The sequence below is a fragment of the Type-F symbiont of Plautia stali genome (assembly GCF_059731105.1).
This window is the reverse complement of the sequence record NZ_AP035909.1, coordinates 3,819,033-3,841,796: the sequence shown is the minus strand read 5'-3', so window position 1 is coordinate 3,841,796 and position 22,764 is coordinate 3,819,033. Positions and strand designations below refer to the sequence as shown.

The 22,764-nt window shown below is 57.9% G+C and carries 17 protein-coding genes; 7 read left to right on the top strand and 10 right to left on the bottom strand.

Annotated elements, in window-relative coordinates; translation table 11 throughout:
• The first annotated feature begins 231 nt into the window (after window positions 1-231).
• On the top strand, window positions 232-888 hold the full coding sequence (locus tag AC6I7A_RS18335; RefSeq protein WP_009087852.1) for an epoxyqueuosine reductase QueH: 657 nt from the start codon (window positions 232-234) through the stop codon (window positions 886-888).
• On the opposite strand, the gene AC6I7A_RS18330 is transcribed toward AC6I7A_RS18335, so the two are convergent.
• Window positions 889-1,392, bottom strand: coding sequence for a helix-turn-helix domain-containing protein (locus AC6I7A_RS18330; protein ID WP_058956950.1), 504 nt, complete (start codon window positions 1,390-1,392; stop codon window positions 889-891).
• Between the two features lie 299 nt (window positions 1,393-1,691).
• Between AC6I7A_RS18330 and AC6I7A_RS18325 the strand changes: the two genes are divergently transcribed.
• Entirely contained in the window at window positions 1,692-2,714 is a 1,023-nt protein-coding gene (locus tag AC6I7A_RS18325) for an alpha/beta fold hydrolase (RefSeq protein ID WP_058956951.1), read from the top strand.
• A gap of 26 nt (window positions 2,715-2,740) precedes the next feature.
• Here the strand turns inward: AC6I7A_RS18325 and AC6I7A_RS18320 are convergent, their stop codons facing one another.
• The 5 genes from AC6I7A_RS18320 to uxuA form a co-directional block, all read right to left on the bottom strand.
• Window positions 2,741-3,709: a GGDEF domain-containing protein gene (locus AC6I7A_RS18320; protein ID WP_058956952.1), complete on the bottom strand. Its 969-nt coding sequence runs from the start codon at window positions 3,707-3,709 to the stop codon at window positions 2,741-2,743.
• Between the two features lie 103 nt (window positions 3,710-3,812).
• Window positions 3,813-4,790 carry a porphobilinogen synthase gene (gene hemB, locus AC6I7A_RS18315; RefSeq protein ID WP_009087843.1) on the bottom strand — a complete coding sequence of 326 codons (978 nt, stop codon included), beginning with the start codon at window positions 4,788-4,790 and terminating at the stop codon, window positions 3,813-3,815.
• Window positions 4,791-4,916: 126 nt separating this feature from the next.
• Window positions 4,917-6,422 (bottom strand): glycine betaine/L-proline transporter ProP, encoded by a 1,506-nt coding sequence (proP, locus tag AC6I7A_RS18310; RefSeq protein WP_009087842.1) that lies wholly within the window; start codon window positions 6,420-6,422, stop codon window positions 4,917-4,919.
• Between the two features lie 435 nt (window positions 6,423-6,857).
• A complete protein-coding gene (locus tag AC6I7A_RS18305; protein ID WP_058956953.1) occupies window positions 6,858-8,447 on the bottom strand; it encodes an EAL domain-containing protein in 1,590 nt (529 codons plus the stop codon).
• 288 nt (window positions 8,448-8,735) lie between these two features.
• Entirely contained in the window at window positions 8,736-9,920 is a 1,185-nt protein-coding gene (gene uxuA, locus AC6I7A_RS18300) for a mannonate dehydratase (RefSeq protein ID WP_009087838.1), read from the bottom strand.
• 147 nt (window positions 9,921-10,067) lie between these two features.
• On the opposite strand from uxuA, the gene AC6I7A_RS18295 reads away from it, so the two are divergent.
• A complete protein-coding gene (locus AC6I7A_RS18295) occupies window positions 10,068-10,751 on the top strand; it encodes a FadR/GntR family transcriptional regulator (protein WP_058956954.1) in 684 nt (227 codons plus the stop codon).
• Here the strand turns inward: AC6I7A_RS18295 and AC6I7A_RS18290 are convergent.
• The gene (locus AC6I7A_RS18290; RefSeq protein WP_009087834.1) at window positions 10,740-11,795 is read right to left on the bottom strand and encodes an AI-2E family transporter; all 1,056 of its coding nucleotides are present in this window, start codon (window positions 11,793-11,795) and stop codon (window positions 10,740-10,742) included. The two genes, AC6I7A_RS18295 and AC6I7A_RS18290, sit on opposite strands and share 12 nt — an antisense overlap.
• A 256-nt stretch (window positions 11,796-12,051) precedes the next feature.
• Here AC6I7A_RS18290 and AC6I7A_RS18285 point away from each other — a divergent pair, with 256 nt between their 5' ends.
• The gene (locus AC6I7A_RS18285) at window positions 12,052-13,275 is read left to right on the top strand and encodes an MFS transporter (RefSeq protein WP_058956955.1); all 1,224 of its coding nucleotides are present in this window, start codon (window positions 12,052-12,054) and stop codon (window positions 13,273-13,275) included.
• Window positions 13,276-13,321: 46 nt separating this feature from the next.
• On the opposite strand, the gene AC6I7A_RS18280 is transcribed toward AC6I7A_RS18285, so the two are convergent.
• Entirely contained in the window at window positions 13,322-14,137 is an 816-nt protein-coding gene (locus AC6I7A_RS18280) for a TIM barrel protein (RefSeq protein ID WP_058956956.1), read from the bottom strand.
• 420 nt (window positions 14,138-14,557) lie between these two features.
• On the opposite strand from AC6I7A_RS18280, the gene AC6I7A_RS18275 reads away from it, so the two are divergent.
• Both AC6I7A_RS18275 and iolB read left to right on the top strand, forming a co-directional pair.
• On the top strand, window positions 14,558-16,063 hold the full coding sequence (locus tag AC6I7A_RS18275) for a CoA-acylating methylmalonate-semialdehyde dehydrogenase (RefSeq protein ID WP_009087827.1): 1,506 nt from the start codon (window positions 14,558-14,560) through the stop codon (window positions 16,061-16,063).
• 127 nt (window positions 16,064-16,190) lie between these two features.
• Window positions 16,191-17,006, top strand: coding sequence for a 5-deoxy-glucuronate isomerase (gene iolB / locus AC6I7A_RS18270; RefSeq protein WP_058956957.1), 816 nt, complete (start codon window positions 16,191-16,193; stop codon window positions 17,004-17,006).
• A gap of 76 nt (window positions 17,007-17,082) precedes the next feature.
• Here the strand turns inward: iolB and AC6I7A_RS18265 are convergent, their stop codons facing one another.
• Entirely contained in the window at window positions 17,083-17,925 is an 843-nt protein-coding gene (locus AC6I7A_RS18265; RefSeq protein ID WP_058956958.1) for a MurR/RpiR family transcriptional regulator, read from the bottom strand.
• 399 nt (window positions 17,926-18,324) lie between these two features.
• Window positions 18,325-20,238 carry a bifunctional 5-dehydro-2-deoxygluconokinase/5-dehydro-2-deoxyphosphogluconate aldolase gene (locus tag AC6I7A_RS18260; RefSeq protein WP_285064223.1) on the bottom strand — a complete coding sequence of 638 codons (1,914 nt, stop codon included), beginning with the start codon at window positions 20,236-20,238 and terminating at the stop codon, window positions 18,325-18,327.
• Window positions 20,239-20,786: 548 nt separating this feature from the next.
• On the opposite strand from AC6I7A_RS18260, the gene iolD reads away from it, so the two are divergent.
• The gene (gene iolD, locus AC6I7A_RS18255; protein ID WP_058956959.1) at window positions 20,787-22,727 is read left to right on the top strand and encodes a 3D-(3,5/4)-trihydroxycyclohexane-1,2-dione acylhydrolase (decyclizing); all 1,941 of its coding nucleotides are present in this window, start codon (window positions 20,787-20,789) and stop codon (window positions 22,725-22,727) included.
• The last annotated feature ends 37 nt before the right edge of the window (window positions 22,728-22,764 follow it).

The window sequence follows — 22,764 nt, the reverse complement described above, 5'->3', positions numbered from 1 at the left end:
CATTGTTAATGTTATGTAAACATAGTCGACGTCAGTGTGTTACCGATCACACTTCCGACCACTGTTACCGCTCAGTCAGACAGAGCCGCAAAATAAAGCATGAGAGATCAATGGGGTGGCGACGAAGGCAAAACAGGGGCAGGGGCACGATTACACAAAGCCGCGCAGATTTTGCAACTCGTCACTGGCGGCATTACACTGCCGCTTTCCTGCTATTGATTGAAGGTGTTTATGTCTGAACCTTTCCAGCGTCAGCCGCTGCCTCTGCCGGGCGGTCACAATAAAGTCCTGCTGCACTCCTGCTGCGCCCCCTGTTCGGGTGAGGTGATGGAAGCGATGCTGGCATCCGGCATCGATTACACGATCTATTTCTACAACCCGAATATTCATCCGCTCAAAGAGTATGAGCTGCGCAAAGAGGAGAATATTCGTTTTGCTGAAAAATTTGGCGTGCCGTTTGTGGATGCTGACTACGACCGGGACAACTGGTTTGAGCGGGCGCGCGGTCTGGAGTGGTCTCCGGAGCGCGGTGAACGCTGCACCATGTGCTTTGATATGCGCTTTGAGCGAACCGCGCTCTATGCGCATGAAAACGGCTTTCCCGTTATGACCAGCTGTCTGGGGATTTCACGCTGGAAAGACATGAAGCAGATTAACAGCTGCGGTGTCCGTGCAGCGGCTGCTTATCCCGATCTGCTCTACTGGGAATTTAACTGGCGTAAAGGTGGCGGGTCGGCGCGCATGATCGAAATCAGCAAGCGCGAAAGTTTCTATCAGCAGGAATATTGCGGCTGTGTCTATTCACTGCGCGACACCAATCGTCATCGCGTTGCTCAGGGACGTGAGCGGATTCAGATTGGTGTGCAGTATTATCAGCCGGATGAGTGATTAACCGGCATCGCGGAAAGTGTCGGCCTGCGCATAACCGTGTGCCGGGCGCGTAACAGGGCGCACCGTGACGGCACAGCGCGGCTGAATCTCCGCGTCGGGCCGCGCGTAGCCGCACAGGGCACAGGGATTCTGCGCGTCTGCCAGCGCTGCGCTGCTCCCATTATTCAGCGGACGCTTGCGGCAGGCGCTCGGCGTGCAGCCCATCATCTGTTTGAATGAGCGGGTAAAGGATTGCTGGCTTTCAAAATGGTATTTCAGCGCCAGGCTGATAATGGGTGTACGGCTTTTTTTTAAATCATGAATACAGGCGTTAAGCTTTTTTCTGCGGATATAGCGCGCCAGTGTTTCATTATGATAGCGGGCAAAAAGTTTCTGCAGATACCATTTGGAATAACCCGCCTTTTCCGAAATATCATCAATACTTAAACGCTGATCGAGATTGTGATTAATCCACTCAGTGATGGAGACAATTACGCTTTCATTATATTTATTGTCGTTCATAGGCACCCCCCGTTTAACGTGCGGGCATTCTGAATTATTTATCTTAATGTGCTTATTCTTTGCGTAAAGATTCTTCAGGATTTGAATCGCAACCTCTCATGAGGTTCATTTAAACGGTGCTTATTAATAAATAAGATGAGATGTAATTAATCTGTTGGTTTTTTTGGCGGAATAAGGCGGCGACCGGCGCGGATGCAGCGCCAGCCCGGGTGAGCACTTCGCCACCGCACAGCGCATCAATAGATTTTTTTCCGCGACCTGCCAGGCTTACGACTCACCTTTAACCTGGAGAATCCCGGATGGGCCCGACATTTCTGCTGAAGAAACCGCTTGCTGTGCTGCTGACCTCGCTGACCTTACTGACCTCCCTCCCCACCCGTGCCGCCACAACCTATGGCGAACAGCTGGAAGGCTTTCACTACCCTTATCCTCTGCACCATTTTGATTTTTTATCGCAGCAGCAGTCGCTCAGCATGGGCTATATGGATGTGAAACCCGTCGCGCGTGCCAACGGGAAAACCGTGGTGCTGATGCACGGTAAAAACTTCTGTGGTGCCACCTGGGAAGAGACCATCCGCGCCCTCAGTCAGCAGGGATACCGCGTTATCGCGCCCGATCAGATTGGCTTCTGCAGCGCCACCAAACCCGCCCGCTATCAGTACAGCTTTCAGCAATTGGCCGACAATACGCATCAGCTGCTCGCCCGTTTGGGTGTGGAGAAGGCGGTAATTGTGGGTCACTCCACCGGCGGGATGCTGGCGACGCGCTATGCGCTGATGTACCCGCAGCAGACGCAGAAGCTGGTGCTGGTTAATCCGATAGGGCTGGAGGACTGGAAAGCGAAAGGGGCGCCGTGGCGTTCCGTCGATCAGTGGTATCAGCGGGAACTCAGGCTCAGCGCAGAGGGCATTAAGAAGTATGAGCAGCAGACCTACTACGCGGGCCGCTGGAAACCTGAATATGACAAATGGGTCGATATGCTGGCCGGACTCAACAGCGGGCCGGGGCATGAGAAGGTGGCGTGGAACTCCGCCTTAATCTACGACATGATTTTCACGCAGCCGGTGTTTTATGAGTTCGGCGATCTGAAGGTGCCGACCACGCTGATGATCGGTACGTCCGACACCACGGCTATCGGCAGCGATATCGCCCCACCGGCGGTGAAAGCGCGGCTGGGCGATTACAGGGTGCTCGGTAAAGCGATCGCAAAACGCATTCCGGGGGCGCGGCTGATTGAGTTTCCGGGCCTGGGGCACGCGCCGCAAATGGAAGAGCCTGCAAAGTTTAATCAGACCCTGCTCGACGATCTGGCGCGTCCCTGACCCTTCAGCCGCGGCGGCGGCTGAGGTTACACCGCGACACGCTTCTGCTTTTTACTCTGGTACATCCGCTCATCGCTGTCGTGCAGCAGCTGTTCCAGCGACTGCGGCTGCGCCGGATCGAATTCGACGATGCCGGAAGAGAACTGCAGGTGGTAACGACGATTCAGGCTGATCGACTGCTGACGCAGATAGCAGGCAAACTGCTGTAACAGCGCTTCGCTCTGCTGCTGCGACATGCCATTGAGCAGCACCACAAACTCGTCGCCGCCCAGTCGGGCAAAGAGATCGGAGTGTTTAAACACCACTTTCATCGCGTCGGCAAAGTCCATCAGCGCACGGTCGCCTTCGCGATGGCCCAGCGAGTCGTTGATCTGCTTGAACTTGTCGAGGTCGAGAAACGTCAGCGAGGCTGGCCGGTTCTTCATCCGGCACTCGTTCAGCACCATCTGTCCCAGGGTCATAAAGCCGCGGCGATTGGTTATCTGCGTCAGTTCGTCGCAGGTGGCGGTCTGAAAGGCGACCAGCTCCGCTTCAGCCATCGCGGCCAGGTCACGCATGGTAGCCTGATCCTCTTCATCAAACTGGCGCGGCTCGCGTCCGATGATGCAGAGCGTACCCAGTTTGGCGCCGCCCGGTGCACGCAGCGGACAGCCGGCATAAAAACGGATGTGTGGATCGCCGGTGACGAGCGGGTTGTCGTGAAAACGCTCATCTTTATGCGCATCTTCAACAATCATGATCTCATCCTGCAGGATAGCGTGTCCGCAGAAGGAGATATTGCGCGGCGATCCCGGCGGTGCAAAGCCCTGAGCCGATTTAAACCATTGATGGTCAGCTTCCAGCAGGCTGACTAACGCGATAGGCACGTCAAACAGGCGGCGGGCCAGACGGGTTAAACGATCAAAACGTTCCTCCGCGGTGGTGTTCATGATGTTCAGCGCACGCAGCTGCGATAAACGTTGTGCCTCGTCGGCAGGAATGTCAGGTGCTTTCATCACAGAGACCTTTGTTGGTTTAGCCGAAGCCAGGTTCTGGTGTTTGCCTTTTGGCGGAGAAGAAGAGCGTGACATCGCGATCACGCTCTTTATGAGGAGGGGATCAGAGCACCTTTTGTTCGGCGAGATCAAGAGCGAAATAGCTGAAAATCAGGTCTGCACCGGCACGTTTTATCGCCCCGAGGCTTTCCAGCACCACATTACGCTCGTCAATGGCACCGGCCGCTGCGGCAAACTTGATCATCGCGTATTCGCCACTCACCTGATAAGCCGCCAGAGGCAGTTCGGTGCGCTCACGGATGTCACGCAGGATATCCAGATAGGCACCTGCCGGTTTCACCATCAGTGAATCTGCGCCCTGAGCCGCGTCGAGCAGTGATTCACGAATCGCTTCACGGCGGTTCATCGGGTTCATCTGATACGTTTTACGGTCGCCTTTCAGCGCCGTACCCGCGGCTTCACGGAACGGGCCGTAGAAGGAGGAGGCAAACTTGGTGGAGTAGGACATGATTGCGGTCTGGGTGAAGCCCGCCGCGTCCAGCGCGCGACGAATCGCCTCAACCTGCCCATCCATCGCCGCCGACGGGGCGATAAAATCGGCTCCGGCTGCGGCAGCAACGACCGCCTGCTTACCCAGGTTTTCCAGGGTGGCATCGTTGTCGACACCGTGATCGCAGAGCACGCCACAGTGGCCGTGGCTGGTGTATTCGCAGAAGCAGGTGTCAGACATGACGATCATCTCCGGCACGGTCTCTTTGCAGATGCGCGACATGCGGGCCACCAGACCGTTTTCGTTCCACGCATCGCTGCCGGTGGCATCGGTGTGGTGCGAAATACCAAAGGTCATGACCGAGCGGATACCGGCTTTGGCGATACGCTCAATCTCATAAGCGAGACGTTTTTCCGGAATACGCATCACGCCAGGCATCGCCTGAATCGGTTTGTAGTCGTCGACCTCTTCTTCAACAAAAATGGGCAGAGCCAGATCGTTCAGGCTCAGGGATGACTCCTGGAACATTTCACGCATTGACGCGCTGGCGCGCAATCTTCTTGGGCGCTGGATAAGGGAATAATCAGACATTTTCATTCTTACGCAGGTGAAAAAAGTGACAACAGTTTACTCCCTTTGCCCGCAGGGCATGAAGGATTGTGTGCGGTAGGGAGGGGGAAAAATGCTCTCCCGCCGGGCGGCGGGAGAGCAGAACGATTACTCGTTGATATCCGGATGCTGCTGCACCAGATTTTTACGTTTCGCTTCCAGACGGGCGATCTCTGCGTCGATATCTTCGATTTTATTCTCGATGTTATCGTGATGCTCCTGCAGAATCTCGCGCGCTTCTTCCATATCCGACGCGGCCGGTGTGGCCCCCTTCAGCGGCTTGTTCGCAGTCTCTTTCATGAACAGACCGGTAATCAGACCAATCACGGCCACGACCATCAGATAGTAGGCAGGCATGTAGAGGTTGTCGGTTGACTCGACCAGCCAGGCGGCCAGCGTAGGGGTCAGACCGGCAACCAGTACCGAGATGTTAAAGGCACTGGCCAGCGCACTGTAGCGGATGTGGGTCGGGAACATGGCAGGCAGTGACGAAGCCATCACACCGGTGAAGGAGTTCAGGATCACCGCCATCAGCAGCAGACCACCAAAAATCATCCCCAGCACGCCACTGTTGATCATCATGAAGGCAGGGATCGAGAAGACCATCAGGGCGAGACTGCCGATGATAACAAACGGGCGGCGGCCAAAACGGTCACTCATCATGCCGATCATCGGCTGAACAAACAGCATCCCGATCATGATGGCGATAATAATCATCACACCGTGATCTTCGCTGTAGTGCAGGTTATGCGACAGGTAGCTCGGCATATACGTCAGCAACATGTAGTAGGTGACGTTTGTGGCGATGACCAGACCGATACAGGAGAGCAGGCTGCGCCAGTGTTTGGTCGCAATCTCTTTGAAGGAGACTTTCGGGCCATCCTGCAGACCTTCGCGGTCACCCTGTTCCAGCTTGTCCACGTGCTGCTGGAATGCCGGGGTCTCTTCCAGCGCATGACGCAGGTAAAGACCGATGATGCCCAGCGGCAGCGCAACGAAGAATGGCAGACGCCAGCCCCACTCAAGGAAGTTCGCTTCCCCGATAATGGAAGAGATCAGCACGACCAGACCCGCACCCAGCACGAAGCCGGCAATGGAGCCAAAGTCGAGCCAGCTTCCCATGAAGCCGCGTTTGCGGTCAGGCGAATATTCGGCCACGAAGATCGAGGCACCGGTATATTCACCGCCCACCGAGAAGCCCTGTGCCATCTTCGCTAACAGCAGCAGAATCGGCGCCCAGATGCCAATAGAGGCATAAGAGGGGATCAGGCCGATACAGAAGGTACTGACCGACATGATGATAATGGTGATGGAAAGAATTTTCTGACGACCATATTTGTCGCCCAGCATACCGAAGAACAGACCACCCAGCGGTCGGATCAGGAAGGGCACAGAGAAGGTACCCAGCGCCGCGATCATCTGAACGCCTGGCGACGCATCCGGGAAGAAGACTTTACCCAGCGCATAGGCCACAAAGCCGTAAACGCCGAAGTCAAACCACTCCATCGCGTTACCCAGAGAGGCCGCCGTGATGGCTTTACGTAAACGGGCATCATCAATGATGGTGACATCATTGATCCCAATTGGTTTTACACGCTTCCTACGCAATTTCATAGAATTACCCTGTAATGGAACACGAAAGTTCTCAACGGCGCGAGCCGGATGAATCGTACAGACCGCCACGTTGAGAAATTTAAGCATAGCCGTAAATACGCGCTGTTTTAGCGCCCGTTAACACAATAATTACTGTTGTGATTATTGCGAACAGCGACAGAGTATACCGTTTTTGTGTGATATCTGTCATGTTTGGGCTACATGTAGCCTCTTTTTGCCACTGATAAGGCTATTTCTCTCCGCAAAAAAATTATCACTCTGCGTGACAATCGCCGCTTTTTTCAGCACTTGAGCGGCGGTCCTCACGCTTTTCCGGACGGGAGAAATGACGGGCTGGAGGAGGGAGGGAGCGCGAAGAAGATGACCCTGACAAAAAAGATAATCGCGACGGGCCAATCGGCTATCGGCGTTCTGTCGTCAGACGCCGGTAGCCGGTCAGGTCGTAAGGGCCAGGTCCGGCTCCACGGGCTGGTCGCCCTGTTCGGCCAGCCAGGCGATCAGTCCCGCATTGTCCAGCGGGCGCGCGTAATAGTAGCCCTGAATAAAGACCACGCCGCGCTGTTGCAGATAACGGAACTGCAAGGCGGTTTCGACCCCTTCGCCCAGGACTTCCAGCTCCAGCTCATGACTGAGCTGGATAATGGCATCCAGAACGGGTGTTCTGCCCTCAAGCGACTCGATGGTGTTGATAAAGCCCCGATCAATCTTGAGATAATCCAGCGTGAAGGTCTGTAAATAGCTCAGCGAACAGTGACCCGTGCCAAAATCGTCAATCGCGACTTTCATGCCGCAGTGACGCAGGTGTTCCAGTTTGCGTGCCACCGCCGCGCCCTCTTTGATCAGGCTGCGCTCGGTCAGCTCCAGCGTAATCAGGAACTGCTTATCCCTGACCTGTTCAGCAAAGTGCAGCATATCGTCGACAAAGTCAGGATGCTGCAGGTGCTCCGCCGCCACGTTAATTCCCAGGTGGAAATGGGGCTCTACCTGCCAGCTCCGGACATCCTCTGCGACCAACGCCAGCAGGTGGCGGGTCAGCGGCACAATCATGCCTTCCGCTTCTGCGGCACCGATAAAAATATCCGGCCGCACGCCGTTGCCGTCCGGGGTTGTCCAGCGCAGCAGCGCCTCAACACCGACGCAGCGCTGCAGCCGGTTGTCATAGACCGGCTGATAGTGCGCCCTGAACTGGCCGCTGGCGATAGCGCGCCGGATCTCATCGCGCCAGGAAATACGTCGCTGCAGCCAGTTCGCCATTATCATCATCAGCAGAATAGAGAAGATTGCCGCCATCGGCATAATGATAAACATCACCTGACGCCAGGCCGAAATCAGCTCCGTGGGCGAGGCTATCAGCGTGACCGTCAGTGGATAGCGCTGGGAGGATGCCTGATAAATCGACGGTTTGAACCAGCTGTCGGCGGCGATTTGCGGATCGCCATAGGAGATGGGCGCACCATCACTGAAATCCATGCTGAAATGGTAGCGATGGGTGCTGCTGATGGCGCGCATAAAATCGATCAGATACTGCCCATCGATCACCGCCCAGAAACTTTCGCCGTCGGGCAGGTCGCGCACAAAAATCACGGCGGGACGCGTCGGCACACCGGCGGTACCGGCAATCGACAGGCTCCACCAGGCTTTACCGGTGACGGGGGCATCACGCAGGATCATCGCTTTCAGCGGGGCAGGACGTGAACCATACACCGATGAACAGGCAATTTTTCCCTGCTCCATTTTACCGATAGCGCGAAAGTAGGGATTAAGTGAGCCGATGCGCTGCAGCTGGTTTTCAATCTGGCTGCAGGGCACCTGATCAAACTGGCGCAGCTCGGTAATCATATCCCAGGCGCTGTCGCTCATTCTCTCCGCCTGGGATAGCAGGGTTTCTGCCGCGCTCATCTGCTGCTGATGAACGGTGTGGCGCGCATCCAGTGCGGTAAAAAACAGGCCAATAACCAGAGGCAGCAGGCCGGAGATAATAATCACCAGCCTGGCGTAGTCGCGTTTTCGTTTCAGTAGCGGCACCGCAAAATCCTCTGAATATTATTGGTGTTATCAGGAGGCGCTAATCCGCTGCGCAGAATAACATCTCTCCGGGCGGAGCAGATTAGCGTTTTTGCAATCAATCAGACTGACTCAGGTCAATTATCGAACAGTGCGTGTCATTTATGTGACGTTTGTTTTGTCTTTATTGCGATTCAGCGACACAAATTCAGCAGGCAGGACGCGGGGGATAACGGGCGATGCGCAGCGGTGGGCGAAAGGCCCTGCGCCGTCACGGGACGGTCGCAGGGCGGGCGCGTGAATGAAGAATTAATCAGTAAAAAAGATCTGCTTCAGCGCCACTTCCACCCCGCGCAGTTCAGCCAGTCCTTTCAGGCGGCCAATGGCGGAATAGCCGGGGTTGGTGCGTTTATGCAGGTCATCCAGCATCTGATGGCCGTGGTCGGGGCGCATAGGAATGGCCCGCAGGTTGCCCGCCCGACGACGGCGCTGCTCTTCGGCCAGAATGACCCTGATCACCCCCACCATATCGACATCCCCCGCCAGATGCGCCGCCTCATGGAAACTGGCGGGATTCTCTTCACGCTTCGTGGCGCGCAGATGGACAAAGTTGATGCGGTCGGCGTAGGTTTCCGCCATCTCAACCAGCGCATTGTCGGCCCGCACGCCGTAGGAGCCGGTGCAGAAACAGAATCCGTTGTGCAGGCTGTCGACGGTTTCCTTCAGCCACTGCATATCTTCCTGCGTGGAGATAATGCGCGGCAGGCCCAGGATAGGACGCGGTGGATCGTCCGGGTGCACCGCCAGTTTTACGCCAGCCTCTTCCGCCACTGGCACGATGGCGCGCAGGAAGGTCGCCATATGTTCACGCAGTTTTGCTTTGTCGATGCCGTCATACTGCGCCAGCTGCGCCTGAAACTGCTCCAGCGTGTACCCCTCTTCGGCGCCGGGCAGGCCCGCGATGATATTGCGCACCAGCGTGTTTTTCTCTTCCTCGCTCATCGCGGCAAAGCGCGCTCTGGCCGCCTGCTGCTCGGTCGCGCTGTAGTCCTGCTCTGCACCCGGACGTTTTAACAGGCAGAGTTCAAACGCGGCGAACGCGTCGGCATCGAAGCGCAGCGCCTTAGCGCCATCGGGCAGCGTCCAGGCGAGGTCGGTCCGCGTCCAGTCCAGCACCGGCATGAAGTTGTAGCAGACGGTATCAATGCCGCAGGCGGCCAGATTGCGGATCGACTGCTGATAATTGGCGATATAGCGCAGGTAGTCGCCGCGCTGGGTTTTAATCGCCTCATGAACCGGAATGCTCTCCACGACTGACCAGACCAGCCCTTTTTCCGCCAGCAGGGCCTGCCGGGCTTTGATCTCCTCAACCGGCCAGATCTCGCCGTTGGGAATGTGATGCAGTGCGGTAACGATGCCGGTCGCGCCTGCCTGACGCGCATCATCCAGTGAAACCGGATCGTTCGGGCCGTACCATCGCCAGGTATGTTCCATGTTTGCTCCTTAACTGTGATGTGGCCCAGTGGTCAGGCCGCTGGACCAAGAGTATGATAGTGTGCAAAACAAGGCCGTGATCCGGATCGCAGCATCATAAACTGCATCGGCCAGCGGGCCGATTGAGCAGGACAGGAGGAGAGGACAATGACCCTGGCAGCCATTAAAACGGAGCGGCTCTACCGTCAGATAGCCAACGCCATTATGGCCGGTATCACGCGTGGTGACTTTGTCGCTGGCGGGCTGCTGCCGCCGGAGCGCGAGCTGGCAAAACAGCTGGGCGTCAGCCGATCATCCGTGCGTGAAGCGCTGATTGCGCTGGAGATGACCGGCTGGGTCGATATCCGCACCGGCACCGGGGTGTTTGTCGCCCAGCCGCTGCCGCAGGCCGGGGACACGCAGGAGAGTGAGGCCTGCAGTCTGCAGGATCTGTTGCAGGCCCGTGAAGCCTTCGAGGGGATGCTGGCGGGCTTTGCCGCCCGAAACGGCACGCCGGCACAGCGGGCGGCCCTGCTGGCGCTGGCCGCTGAGCTGCAGCAGCATCAGGAAAACGATGCGGCCTTTCTGGCTAAGGACAAACGCTTCCACCTGCTGATCAGCGAAATGAGTGGCAATGATGTGCTGCGCGACCTGCTGGAACAGCTCTGGAACAAGCGCCACAGCCCCCATGTCGAGCGGCTGGAGCGCCATTTTGCTGATAACAGCTTTGCGCTGGAGATGAACGCTGACCATCAGCAGATTGCCAGCGCGATCGTGGCGGGGGATGAGGCGGCTGCCCGTCAGGCCATGGAGAACCATCTGCGGCACGTCCAGCAGCGCTTACTTGGTTAAGCCCCGCACCCGTTTAGGTCGCCCGGTGCCCAGCAGAATGGCCAGACGGCTGCCGCCGGGCGTGGTTTCCATCAGGATTTTCGTGATGCTGGTAAGCGGCACCGACAGCAGCATGCCAACCGGGCCCAGCAGCCAGCCCCAGAAGACCAGGGAGAGGAATACCACCAGCGTCGACAGGCCCAGACCCCGGCCCATCAGGCGCGGTTCCAGCATATTGCCAAACACCATATGAATGGCCGTAAACAGGGCGGCCACCATCGCAGCATCAAACAGGCTGTTCAGCAGGAGCGCCTGCAGGAAGGGCGGGATACCGGCAATGATCGGGCCGATGTTGGGAATGAAGTTGAGGATAAACGCCACCACGCCCCACAGCAGTGCGAACTTCACATCCAGCAGAAAGAGCGTCAGCCAGACCGCCACGCCGGTGATCAGGCTCACCAGGGTTTTCAGCGCCAGATAGTGGGTCACCCCTTTCAGCGCTTTGTGCAGCCCGGCGATGCGAATCTTGGGATTCACCAGCGCGTTACGCATTTTGTAGGGCAGGTGATGGACCTCAAACAGCATAAAGACGACGGTCAGTACCAGCAGCACGGTGTTAGTCATCGCGCCGGAAAAGCCGCTCAGCGCCACCGTGGCCAGATTCATCATGGTGTTGGGGTCGAAATGTTTGATCAGGACGTCGGTTGAGATGTTGAGATGAAAGCCTGCGGCCAGATGCTGCAGCACCGTCATTTTCTGCTCCATGGTGGCGCGCAGCTGCGGGTAGAGATCGGAAAACTCACTCATTGAGCTGGCGATGATGGCGCCCAGCAGCACCATGACGCAGAAGATCACCGTGATCACCAGCCCGATCGCCAGCCCACGGCGGAAGCCACGCCGCATCAGCATCGTCACCAGCGGGTTGAGTACAATGGCAAAGAAAGCCGCCAGCAGCAGCGGGACCAGAATGTCGGACGCTGCCCGCACTCCGGCGAGGATAATGACCAGCATTGCCAGTTTGATCAGAATATTTTGTCCGATCTTTTCCCGTTGCAGCTCGCTCATTCCCTCTCCCGTGACGTAAATTGGCTGTTGACAGTGTAGCTGAAAGAAAATTAACAATCTGATTTATCAGAGAAACGGTAAAGCGCGGCGGCAGAAGGGGGCCTTAATCAGCGCCACCACACTCCACTTTCGCGGCAGGGTTTTTGTCCGGCACGCTGCATCCGGTTGATGGCGCAGCGCCGATACGTCAGCGGTGAAAGCGGGTATAGTCGACGGATAAACCTTATCATTCAGTCTAATACGAGCGGGATCTCTCATGCCTGAACAGCCCACAGTGGAACCGGCCACCCCAACCGGCAATCTCCGCCTCACGCTGCTGATCCTCTCTATTGTGGCCTATAACTTTGCCAGCTATCTCACTATCGGTCTGCCGCTGGCGGTTCTGCCGGGATGGGTACATGACCAGCTGGGATTCAGCGCCTTCTGGGCGGGGGTGGTGATCAGCCTGCAGTATGTGGCGACGCTGCTGAGCCGCCCCCACGCCGGGCGTTATGCCGACCTCTGGGGACCAAAGAAGGTCGTGGTGATCGGGCTGGTGGGCTGCCTGATCAGCGGTCTCTGTATTCTGCTGGCGGCGCTGAGCGACTCGCCGATGACAAGCCTGACGCTGCTCTGTGCGGGACGGGTGATTCTGGGTCTGGGCCAGAGCTTTACCGGCACCGGCACCTCGTTATGGGGCGTTGCGCGGGTCGGTTCGCTGCATATTGGCCGGGTCATCTCCTGGAATGGCATCGTCACCTATGGCGCGATGGCGATTGGCGCGCCGCTCGGCGTGGTGATCTTCCGGGCGGGTGGCCTGCTCTGGCTGTCGCTGGTCATTGTCGCTATCTGTGTGGCGGGCATTGTCTGCGCCGTACCACGTCCGGCCGTCAAAGCCAGCCGGGCCAGGCCGCTGCCGTTTCGGGCGGTGCTGGGAAAAATTGCCGGCTTTGGCGCGATACTGGCGATGGGCTCGGCGGGGTTCGGGGTTATTGCCACCTTTATTACGCTGTTCTATCAGGATAAAGGCTGGGAGGGTGCCGCCTTTGCCCTCTCCCTGTTCAGTGCCGCCTTTGTTGGCACGCGCCTGCTGTTCCCGAATGCCATTAACCGCCACGGCGGCCTGCGCGTTGCCAGCCTCTGTCTGGCGGCGGAAGCTGCCGGACTCTTTCTGGTCGCGGCGGCGGGCGACCCCTGGATGGCAAAAGCGGGCGCGTTTCTGACCGGCGCCGGTTTTTCGCTGGTCTTCCCGGCGCTGGGAGTTGTGGCGGTGAAGGTGGTGCCGCAGCAGAATCAGGGCAGTGCGCTGGCGACTTACACCGCGTTTATGGATCTGTCGCTGGGCATTACCGGGCCGATCGCCGGATTTATCATGAACTATGCAGGCGTGTCGCAGGTGTATCTGCTCACGGCGCTGCTGGTCTGCGTGGCGTTTGTCTGCACGCTGCGCCTGCAACGGCGTCAGGCGCTGTCACCGGCAGCCGACGAGACTGCGCCGTAAAACGCGCCCGGGCGGGCCATGTTTTCAGCGCCTGCCAACACCGGCTTCAGGCCTGCAGCAGTTCGATACTGTGGCGGATCTGCCGTTCCGTTTCATCCGGTGTCCAGCTGTTGAGCTGGCTTGAGAAGGGCTCAAAGGCGTAGATCCCCTTATAGCCCAGCATCTCCAGCCGTTTAACCTGCACGACGCTGTTCAGCACATCGCTGTCACTCAGCATAATGCGCTCCTCATCGGTCAGCTCAGCGGTGGGCCGCCGATCTTCCACGCCCGACAGGTGAACCAGCCCAATCTGTTGCACGTCGACACCCGTGAGGAACTCCTCTTCCGCCTTTTCATAGAGATGGTGATGGAAGGTATCCAGCACCAGCTTAAAGGGTACGCCCGCGGCGGCGATGAGTCGCTGCGCCTCTGCGGCCGAGCGCAGTGAGCTGACCGGGAATCCCAGCGGCTCCACCAGCCCCTGAATGCCATAATGTTCAAAGCGCGGCGCCAGCTGCTGCATCGCCGCCTGCGTCTCCTGAGGCGACAGGGCAATCCCCTCATTCAGTGGACACATCACCAGCGCCTTCGCACCCGTCTGCTGTGCGGTCTGCAGCAACAGCTCTGCGCGGGTCAGCAGATCGTCATCAATACGGTTAAACGGATAGAGCGCATTAATGGTGACGATATCAATCTGATATCTGTCGGTCAGGGCGCGCAGCTGCTCGGGCGTCAGATCGTCTGTCACGCTGCCACCCGGCATGTCATTGCGCAACTCAACCTTGCTCAGCCCCAGGCGATGAACCAGCTGAAAAAAGGCCTCCAGCGAGAGCCGGGGAGCAATTTTGCAGTTGATACAGAAACGGGTCGGATCGATAGCCATGTGATTACCCCGAAACAGAAGAAGATTGCGACTAAAGAAAACATTTATTTCATTAATAGTGAATTATGAAATGGAGATTATTGGATCTGCCTCGCATTAATTTCATATTTCGTTTCAGCCGGGTGCTGTTTCGCGGGGTTTATCCCGCAGAGAACCGCGCCGTGATCGGCCTAAACCGCGCCTGCCGGGCTGAGGATTGCGGCAATGGGCGCTCTCCGGACGTCAGGAGCGCGCCAGGCGCAAGCCGACGGAGAAAATGCGATCTGTGCCGCTAAAAGCAAATCTTCCAAAAAGAATTATTTGAAAAATTTATTCCAATGCAATAGCTTCATAGCACGCTTTCAGCTTTGCCTGGTCAGGCAGCGCGGCAGGTCGCATGGTTCGTCTGCAGGGAACTTAACCATCTAAAGAGGCAACATCATGACAATCACAGGTAACTTTATTGGCGGCAAAATTACGTTCAGCGCCAGCAACGAAACCATTCCTGTTTACGACCCGGCAACCGGCAAAGTGGTACGTGAACTGACGCAGAGTACCGCCGATGAAGTGGCTCAGGCGATTGGCGTCGCGCATGCGGCCTTTGCCGAATGGTCAAAAACCTCGCCCCTGCGCCGTGCCCGTGTCCTGTTCAACTTTAAGGCCCTGATGGAGCAGCATCGTGACGAGCTGGCGGCGCTGATTGTGTCTGAGCATGGCAAAGTCTGGTCTGATGCGCTAGGTGAACTGACGCGTGGCATTGAAGTGATCGAGTTTGCCTGCGGCATCCCGCACCTGCTGAAAGGCGAATACTCCCCTAACGTCGGCGGCGGCGTTGACAGCTATTCGCTGATGCAGCCGGTCGGCGTCGTGGCGGGCATTACGCCGTTTAACTTCCCGGCGATGGTGCCGCTCTGGATGTTCCCGATCGCACTGGCCTGCGGCAACACCTTTGTCCTGAAGCCACCGGCGCTGGATCCCTCGGCGTCTGTGCGGATGGCTGAACTGCTGACCGAGGCGGGCCTGCCTGATGGGGTCTTCAACGTGGTGCACAGCTCAAATGAAGACGCGGAGCAGCTCTACAAAGATCCGCGTATCGCCGCCGTCAGCTTCGTCGGTTCCTCCGGCGTGGCTGAGCACATCTACAAAACCGCCAGCGCGCATGGCAAACGGGTGCAGGCATTTGGCGCGGCGAAGAACCACGCTATCGTGATGCCGGATGCCGATCTGGATGCCACCGTCAACGCCATCATGGGCGGTGCCTTTGGTTCTGCCGGTGAACGCTGCATGGCGCTGCCGGTCGTGGTCGCCGTGGGCGATGATACCGCCGACAAGCTGATTGCCCGCCTGACCCCGCTGGTGCAGGCACTGCGCATCGGCCCCGGTATGAATCAGGGGGCTCTGGAGAATGAGATGGGGCCGGTGGTTTCAGCGGCGCACCAGAAGAAGGTGCTGGGCTACATCGACAAAGGCGAACAGGAAGGCGCGAAGCTGGTGGTCGATGGGCGTCATGTCCAGGTCGAAGGGCATGCTGAGGGATACTACGTCGGCGGCACGCTGTTTGATAACGTCACCTCTGACATGGTGATCTGGCGTGAAGAGATTTTTGGTCCGGTGCTGAGCATCATGCGCGCGGCGGATTACGACAGTGCGCTGCAGCTGGTTAACAGCCATGAGTTTGGCAACGGCAGCGCCATTTTTACCAGCAACGGTCACACCGCGCGTGACTTTGTGCAGAACGTTGAAGCGGGCATGGTGGGCGTCAACGTGCCGGTTCCGGTGCCGATGGCATTTCACAGCTTTGGCGGCTGGAAGCGCTCGGTGTTTGGCGCGCTCAACGTGCACGGGCCGGATGGCGTGCGTTTCTACACCCGCATGAAAACCGCCACCGTGCGCTGGCCATCCGGTCAGCAGACCGTGTCTGAATTCAGTATGCCGACCTTAGGCTGATTTATTTCCACGCTGGCAGGATGCGCGACCGGCAGATCCCTCTGCCGGTCTTTCTGTTCGCAGGCGGGCTGCACGTCACGCCCGCGCGGCAACTGCAGCGATAACCGTGACAGAGAGGAGGATCAGGATGTCTTTACTGTCGAAAGCCCAGGCCCCTGATGCGCAGGGTCGTATTCAGCATGTGACGCCTGAACGCGCCGGCTGGCGCTATGTCGGGTTTGATGCTTATCTGCTGAAAAAAGGGGAAACCCTGCAGCTTACCAGCGGGGATAAAGAGCTCTGTCTGGTGCTGGTGGCCGGACTCGCCTCGGTGAAAACCCGTCACGCGGCGTTTCCCGGGATTGGTCAGCGCATGTCGCCCTTTGAGCGCGTGCCGCCTTACTCCGTTTATGTGCCGCACGATGATGAGGTGGTGGTTTACGCTGACAGCGATCTGGAGCTGGCGGTCTGCAGCGCGCCCGGTCACGGGCATCTGCCTGCACGACTGATTGCGCCCGCAGACGTGGGCGTTGAGCATCGCGGCAAAGGGCGCAATCAGCGTCTGGTGCACAATATTCTGCCCGATGACAAACCGGCTGACAGCCTGCTGGTGGTCGAGGTTTATACCAATGAGGGCGACACCAGCTCTTACCCCAGCCACAAGCATGATGAAGAGAGTGAAAACGAAACCCTTCTGGAAGAGACTTACTATCACCGTTTCGATCCGGAACCCGGCTTCGCCATGCAGCGCGTTTATACCGACGATCGCTCACTGGATGCCTGTATGGCACCTTACAATCGCGATGTGGTGATGGTGCCGCGCGGCTATCATCCGGTTGCGACGCTGGCGGGATACAACAACTACTATCTGAACGTGATGGCGGGGCCTGTGCGGCTGTGGAAGTTTACCTGGGAGAAAGATCACGCCTGGGTGAACAGCGAGAATTATCCGCGTAACACCTAGCCCACGGCGGCGTCAGAAAAGCAGTCGCTCAGCTATGAGGGCAGCGGGTCATGCTGCCCTTTTTTGCGCCCTGAAATCAGCTGGTGCCGACGTTGTTGAGCGCCAGCGACACCGCCAGCGTCTGCGCCAGGCAGAGAGAGGCAACCTGCGAACGGAAGCCATCCACCTGGGCTTCACGCACGACAAAGCAGACGTCGCTGAAGGCGGCCAGCGGACTGACCTGGCTGTCGGTAATCGCAATCTGATGTGCGCCGCGTCGGGCGCCCATCTCCACCACTTCGACCGCTTCACGCGCATAGGGTGAATAGCTGATGGCAATCACCACATCTTTAGGGTTAACGAGGCTGAGCTGCTCGGTAAACATCCCGCCCAGGCCATCAATCAAAAACGCGCGCCGCTCCAGATGACGCAGCGCGTAGACCAGATAGGAGGCGACGCTGAAGGAGCGGCGCAGGCCAATCACATAGATATTCTCTGCCTCGCTCAGCAGTTTTACCGCCTTGTTCAGCTGTTCAGGATTCACCTGCATCGCCAGCTGCTGCAGCGCCTGGCTGTTTACCATCGTAAAGACGTTGAGGATCTCTGACGGACTCTCAGGGGCGCTGGCGTTGTCATCGGTGGATGTCTGACGGAACAGACGCGCACGCTCGGTGTAGTTGACCGTCTCTTCCATCAGGTGCTGACGAAAAACCTGTTTCATTTCGTTGAAACCGCTGAAGCCAAAAGCATTAGCAAAGCGAATCAGGGTAGAGGGGGGCACATCGGCCTGCTGGGCAATCGAGGCGACGGTATCAAACGCAATACTGTTACTGTTATCAAGAATGTAGCGCGCAACCTGTTTAAGACGTTTGCTCAACGTTTCGTAGCGGCGACGAATATCGTCCTGCAACAGAGAAAGTTGGGTGGGATTATTGTTCATCACTTCTGCCCGAATAATTAGAATAATGGCTGTATAATGAGCGCTATAGTATCAGATGGATGGAAAATTTCATTTGTTTGCGTCAATCGCGCGGTTTATTTCATGGCTTTATGAAATGGTTCACAGATTGGCTTGAGAGCCCGGTATGCGCCTCTTCACAGGCGATAAGCGGGTGAAAACCGGCGTTAAATATCTGTGGCGGGTGAGAAATGCGGTCAGGATCTATCTGGCAACAACGCATCAGCCAGATGAGCAGGGAACACGGTCAGAAGAGGAAAGCGTCCCGCGTCAGGGATGACGCGGGCCGAGCATGCCATGGATGGCGGGTGTCGCGTCTTTCCGATCTGACCGTGTTCCCGGCGTCTGCACTTTCTCAAAGCGGCTTTTAGCAGAACAGCATCAGGCGCGCGCCGCGCGCCAGTATTCAATCAGCCGCAGATAGTTTCCTTTGACGCGCGCAATCAGCGCCTGATCGTCCAGTTCCCCCTGCAGCCACTCGCGTGAAGGCTGACCAAAAATAGTCCGGCCCACCGCAAAGCCTTTTACCCAGGGCGCGCTGGCCGCTGCGGCAAAACCCGCTTTCAGCGTCTCTTCGGGCGCATCCAGACCCAGTAGCAGAATGCCGCGACAGTACGGGTCCTGCTGCTCAATCAGCGTCCCGATCGCCTCCCAGCACGCTGCGGACAGCGGCGGCAGTTTCCACCAGTCAGGCTGGATGCCCAGAGAGTAAAAATGGCGCAGAATGTCCACGTAATGCGCTTCATTCCTGTCCGGATTGCTCTCAGGCAGGATCACTTCCAGCAGCAGCTCATGGCCGCTTTTGTTACAGCCCTGCCAGACGTCGAGTATCAGATCATCCTGCTCTTTGCGCAGTTCTGCGCTGTCGTGAGGATGGTAAAACACCAGACACTTCACCACATGCTCGGCGGGCCAGTCGATCAGCTGCGAACCGATATTGCCATGCTCCAGACGCAGCGGACGTGAGCCGGGCTGCTCAATCGGACGGCCAATCCACCACTGCTTACCGGTAATCGCATTTAGCGCTTTCTGCCCGTAGGTGGTATCCGCCAGAATCCCGCTTTTATTCTCTAACCCCGCCTCTTCGGCAGCCTGCTGAGCGGCTTTCAGCAGCAGCAGCTTCAGCGGCGGGATCCGGCTGGCATCCACGCCCGCCTCCTGTGCCATCTCTGCCAGCTGCTTGCGGTGGTCAAAGGCAAAAACATTCAGCTCCGGCCACTGCTGTTTGCGGGTGGTGACCCGGTGCAGATGATTCAGACGGCTGTCGAGATCGGGGCGCTTCACCGCATCGTCGCGGCTCAGGAAATCATCCAGTTCGGCTTTGGTCGGCATGGCGGGTGCACAACCGTGGCGTGAGACCACCAGCGCCCCACAGGCATTGGCGTAACGGCACGCCTGCTCCCAGCCTTCATCATTCAGCCAGCCGCGCAGCAGTCCCGACATAAAGGCGTCACCTGCACCCAGCACGTTGAGTACGTCGACGCGCACGCCGGTGTGCAGGCGGGTCTCTTCCCAGCTATCCGGGATCGCTCCCTCAAACACCACGCAACCCAGCGGACCGCGTTTGCAGACCAGCGTCGCCTGACTCGCCTGACGCACATTTTTCAGCGCGGTCAGGGTGTCCGTGCTGCCACCGGCGATGTGAAACTCCTCTTCGGTGCCCACGATCAGATCGAAATAGTGCACCACTTCCTGCAACTGCTGCGTCACCTGGGAGGATTCAATGAAACGCGTTTCACCGTCACCCGGCGAGGTCAGCCCCCATAATACCGGGCGGTAATCGATATCCAGCGCGGTGCGAAGGCCGTTCTGGCGGGCAATCTGCAGCGCTTTCAGCACCGCTTCACGGGTCTGCGGATGGGAGAGGTGGGTTCCGGTCACCGCCACGGCGCGGGCTGAGGTAATGAAAGCCTCATCCACGTCATCCGGCACCAGGCCCATATCCGCGCAGTTATCGCGGTAGAAAATCAGCGGAAAAGTCTCTTCATCTTTGATGCCGAGGATCACCAGCGCGGTCAGGCGCCGCGGATCGGTAATCAGCGCATCCGTGTTACAGCCGACGCGCTGCAGTTCTTCACGCAGAAAGCGACCATTGTGCTCATCCCCGACCCGCGCCAGCATGGCCGATTTCAGCCCCTGAATCGCGGTGCCATAGGCGACGTTGCCTGACGATCCGCCCAGATACTTCGCAAAGGAGGTGACATCTTCCAGCCGTGCTCCAATCTGCTGACCATAAAAATCAACGGCAATACGCCCGATACAAATCACATCAAGCGGCTTCTGTTGTGCATTCATACCTGTGGTTTCCTTCTGTGACTGGCAGAGCCGGCGGGCAAAACGCGCGACGTCAGATGCGCGCTGCGTTCGGGTCTGTAAGAGCCTGACTGGCGATGAGGGCAGTATGAGGAATAAAAATTCCACATTCAATGTGAAATGAAATATCCATCGCAAATTTGTGAACCAGGTAAAAATCCTGAATCTCCTCTCTCCGCCTGCTTGCTGAGAGGATGATGCCCGCTGCAGCAGGGGTATGAAGGCGAACGCACCTGCTGGCTTGCCGTTCAGCCAGGCGGTGGAAACGGAATGAATTTTTTTATCGTACCCGGCTCATGGCTAAACGTTCCGCTTTTCACCCTCGCGACAGCCCGCCGGGGCTGTCGCAGCGGCTAAATTTGATCTCACTCGCAAAATGAAATGTTTCTTCTGTAAGCGTGTTTTATGAAAAATATATTTGTTTATAATCGCCTCACGTTTCAGTTATTCCGGTCGCCTTTTCCGCCGATGACAGCGCCTGGCGCGGTGTTACGGGAGTCGGGGTCCGCCAGCATGTAAAGGAAAAGCATATGGGCACAATCAGACTGACCACGGCACAGGCGCTGGTTAAATTTCTGGATAACCAGTTCATTGATGTTGATGGCACTGAGACGAAATTCGTCAAAGGCATCTTCGCCATCTTCGGTCATGGCAACGTGCTGGGGCTGGGCCAGGCGCTGGAACAGGATAGCGGCGATCTGGTGGTCTGGCAGGGGCGTAATGAGCAGGGGATGGCCCATGCCGCTACGGGCTTTGCCCGCCAGTCGCTGCGCCGGCAGATTATCGCCTGCAGTTCGTCAGTGGGACCGGGTGCAGCCAACATGATCACCGCCGCGGGCACCGCGACGGCCAACCGCATTCCTCTGCTGCTGCTGCCCGGCGACGTCTTCGCCACGCGCCAGCCCGATCCGGTGCTGCAACAGATTGAACAGAGCTACGACCTCAGCATCAGCACCAACGATGCGTTCCGCGCGGTCAGCAAATACTGGGACCGCGTCAGCCGTCCGGAGCAGCTGATGTCCGCCTGTATTAACGCCATGCGGGTGCTGACCGATCCCGCTGAAACCGGTGCGGTTACCCTGTCGCTGCCGCAGGATGTGCAGGGCGAAGCCTGGGATTACCCCGACTACTTCTTCCAGAAACGGGTGCACCGGCTCGATCGCCGCCTGCCCGTCGCCGCGCAGCTGGCGGATGCGCTGACCCTGATTTCCCGCAAGCGTAAACCGCTCATTATCTGCGGCGGCGGGGTGAAATATTCTGAGGCGGGTGAGGCGCTGCGCCAGTTTGCCGAGCGCTATCAGATCCCCTTTGCGGAAACCCAGGCGGGCAAGGGCACGCTGGTTTCTGACCATCCGCTGAATGTCGGCGGCGTCGGTGAAACCGGCTCGCTGGCCGCTAACCTGCTGGCGAAAGAGGCCGATCTGGTGATCGGCATCGGCACCCGCTACACCGACTTCACCACCGCCTCCAAATGGATTTTCCGCCATCCTGATGTCAGCTTCCTGAACATCAACGTCAGCAACTTCGACAGCTACAAGCTGGATGGCGTGCAGTTGCTGGCCGATGCCCGTGAGGGGCTGACAGCGCTCACCGCCGGGCTGGCATCACAGCACTACAGTAACGACTGGGGCAGCCAGATTGAAGAGGCGCAGAGCCAGCTGCTGAAAGAGACGCAGCGCGTCTATCAGGTGGCCTGGCATGATGGCGACTTTGTGCCGGAGATTGCGGATCATCTCGACCGCGACGCGGTGTTTGCTGAGTTTAACCAGCTGACCCACTCCTGGCTGACGCAGAGCAGCGTGCTTGGCACCCTGAATGAACAGCTGCCCAAAGAGGCAGTGGTGGTGGCGGCGGCGGGCAGCCTGCCGGGTGACCTGCAGCGCGTCTGGCGCACCAAAGATTACAACGCCTACCACGTCGAATATGGCTACTCCTGCATGGGCTATGAGGTCAATGCCGCGCTGGGCGTGAAGCTCGCCCAGCCGCAGCGTGAGGTCTATGCGCTGGTCGGGGATGGCTCCTTCATGATGCTGCACTCCGAACTGGTTACCTCCATTCAGGAGGGGGCGAAGATCAACGTGGTGCTGCTGGATAACATGACCAACGGCTGCATCAATAACCTGCAGATGGAACATGGCATGGACAGCTTCACCACCGAGTTCCGCTTCCGCAACCCGGAAGGGGGCAGGCTCGATGGCGGCTTTATCCCGGTCGATTTCGCCGCGATTGCCGCAGGCTATGGCTGTAAAACCTACCGGGTTACCACGCTTGAAGAGCTCAGGGCGGCGCTGGAAGATGCCCGCACCCAGACGGTTTCTACCCTTATCGACATCAAAGTGCTGCCAAAAACCATGATCCACAAATATTTCAGCTGGTGGCATGTCGGGGTAGCGCAGGCTTCGCAGACCGAACGCGCCCAGGCGGTAGCGGACAAGCTCAACACGCATCTCGGCCAGGCGCGAAAATATTAATGTCAGGGCCGTATCGCGGCCCGTTTTCCTCTTCTCC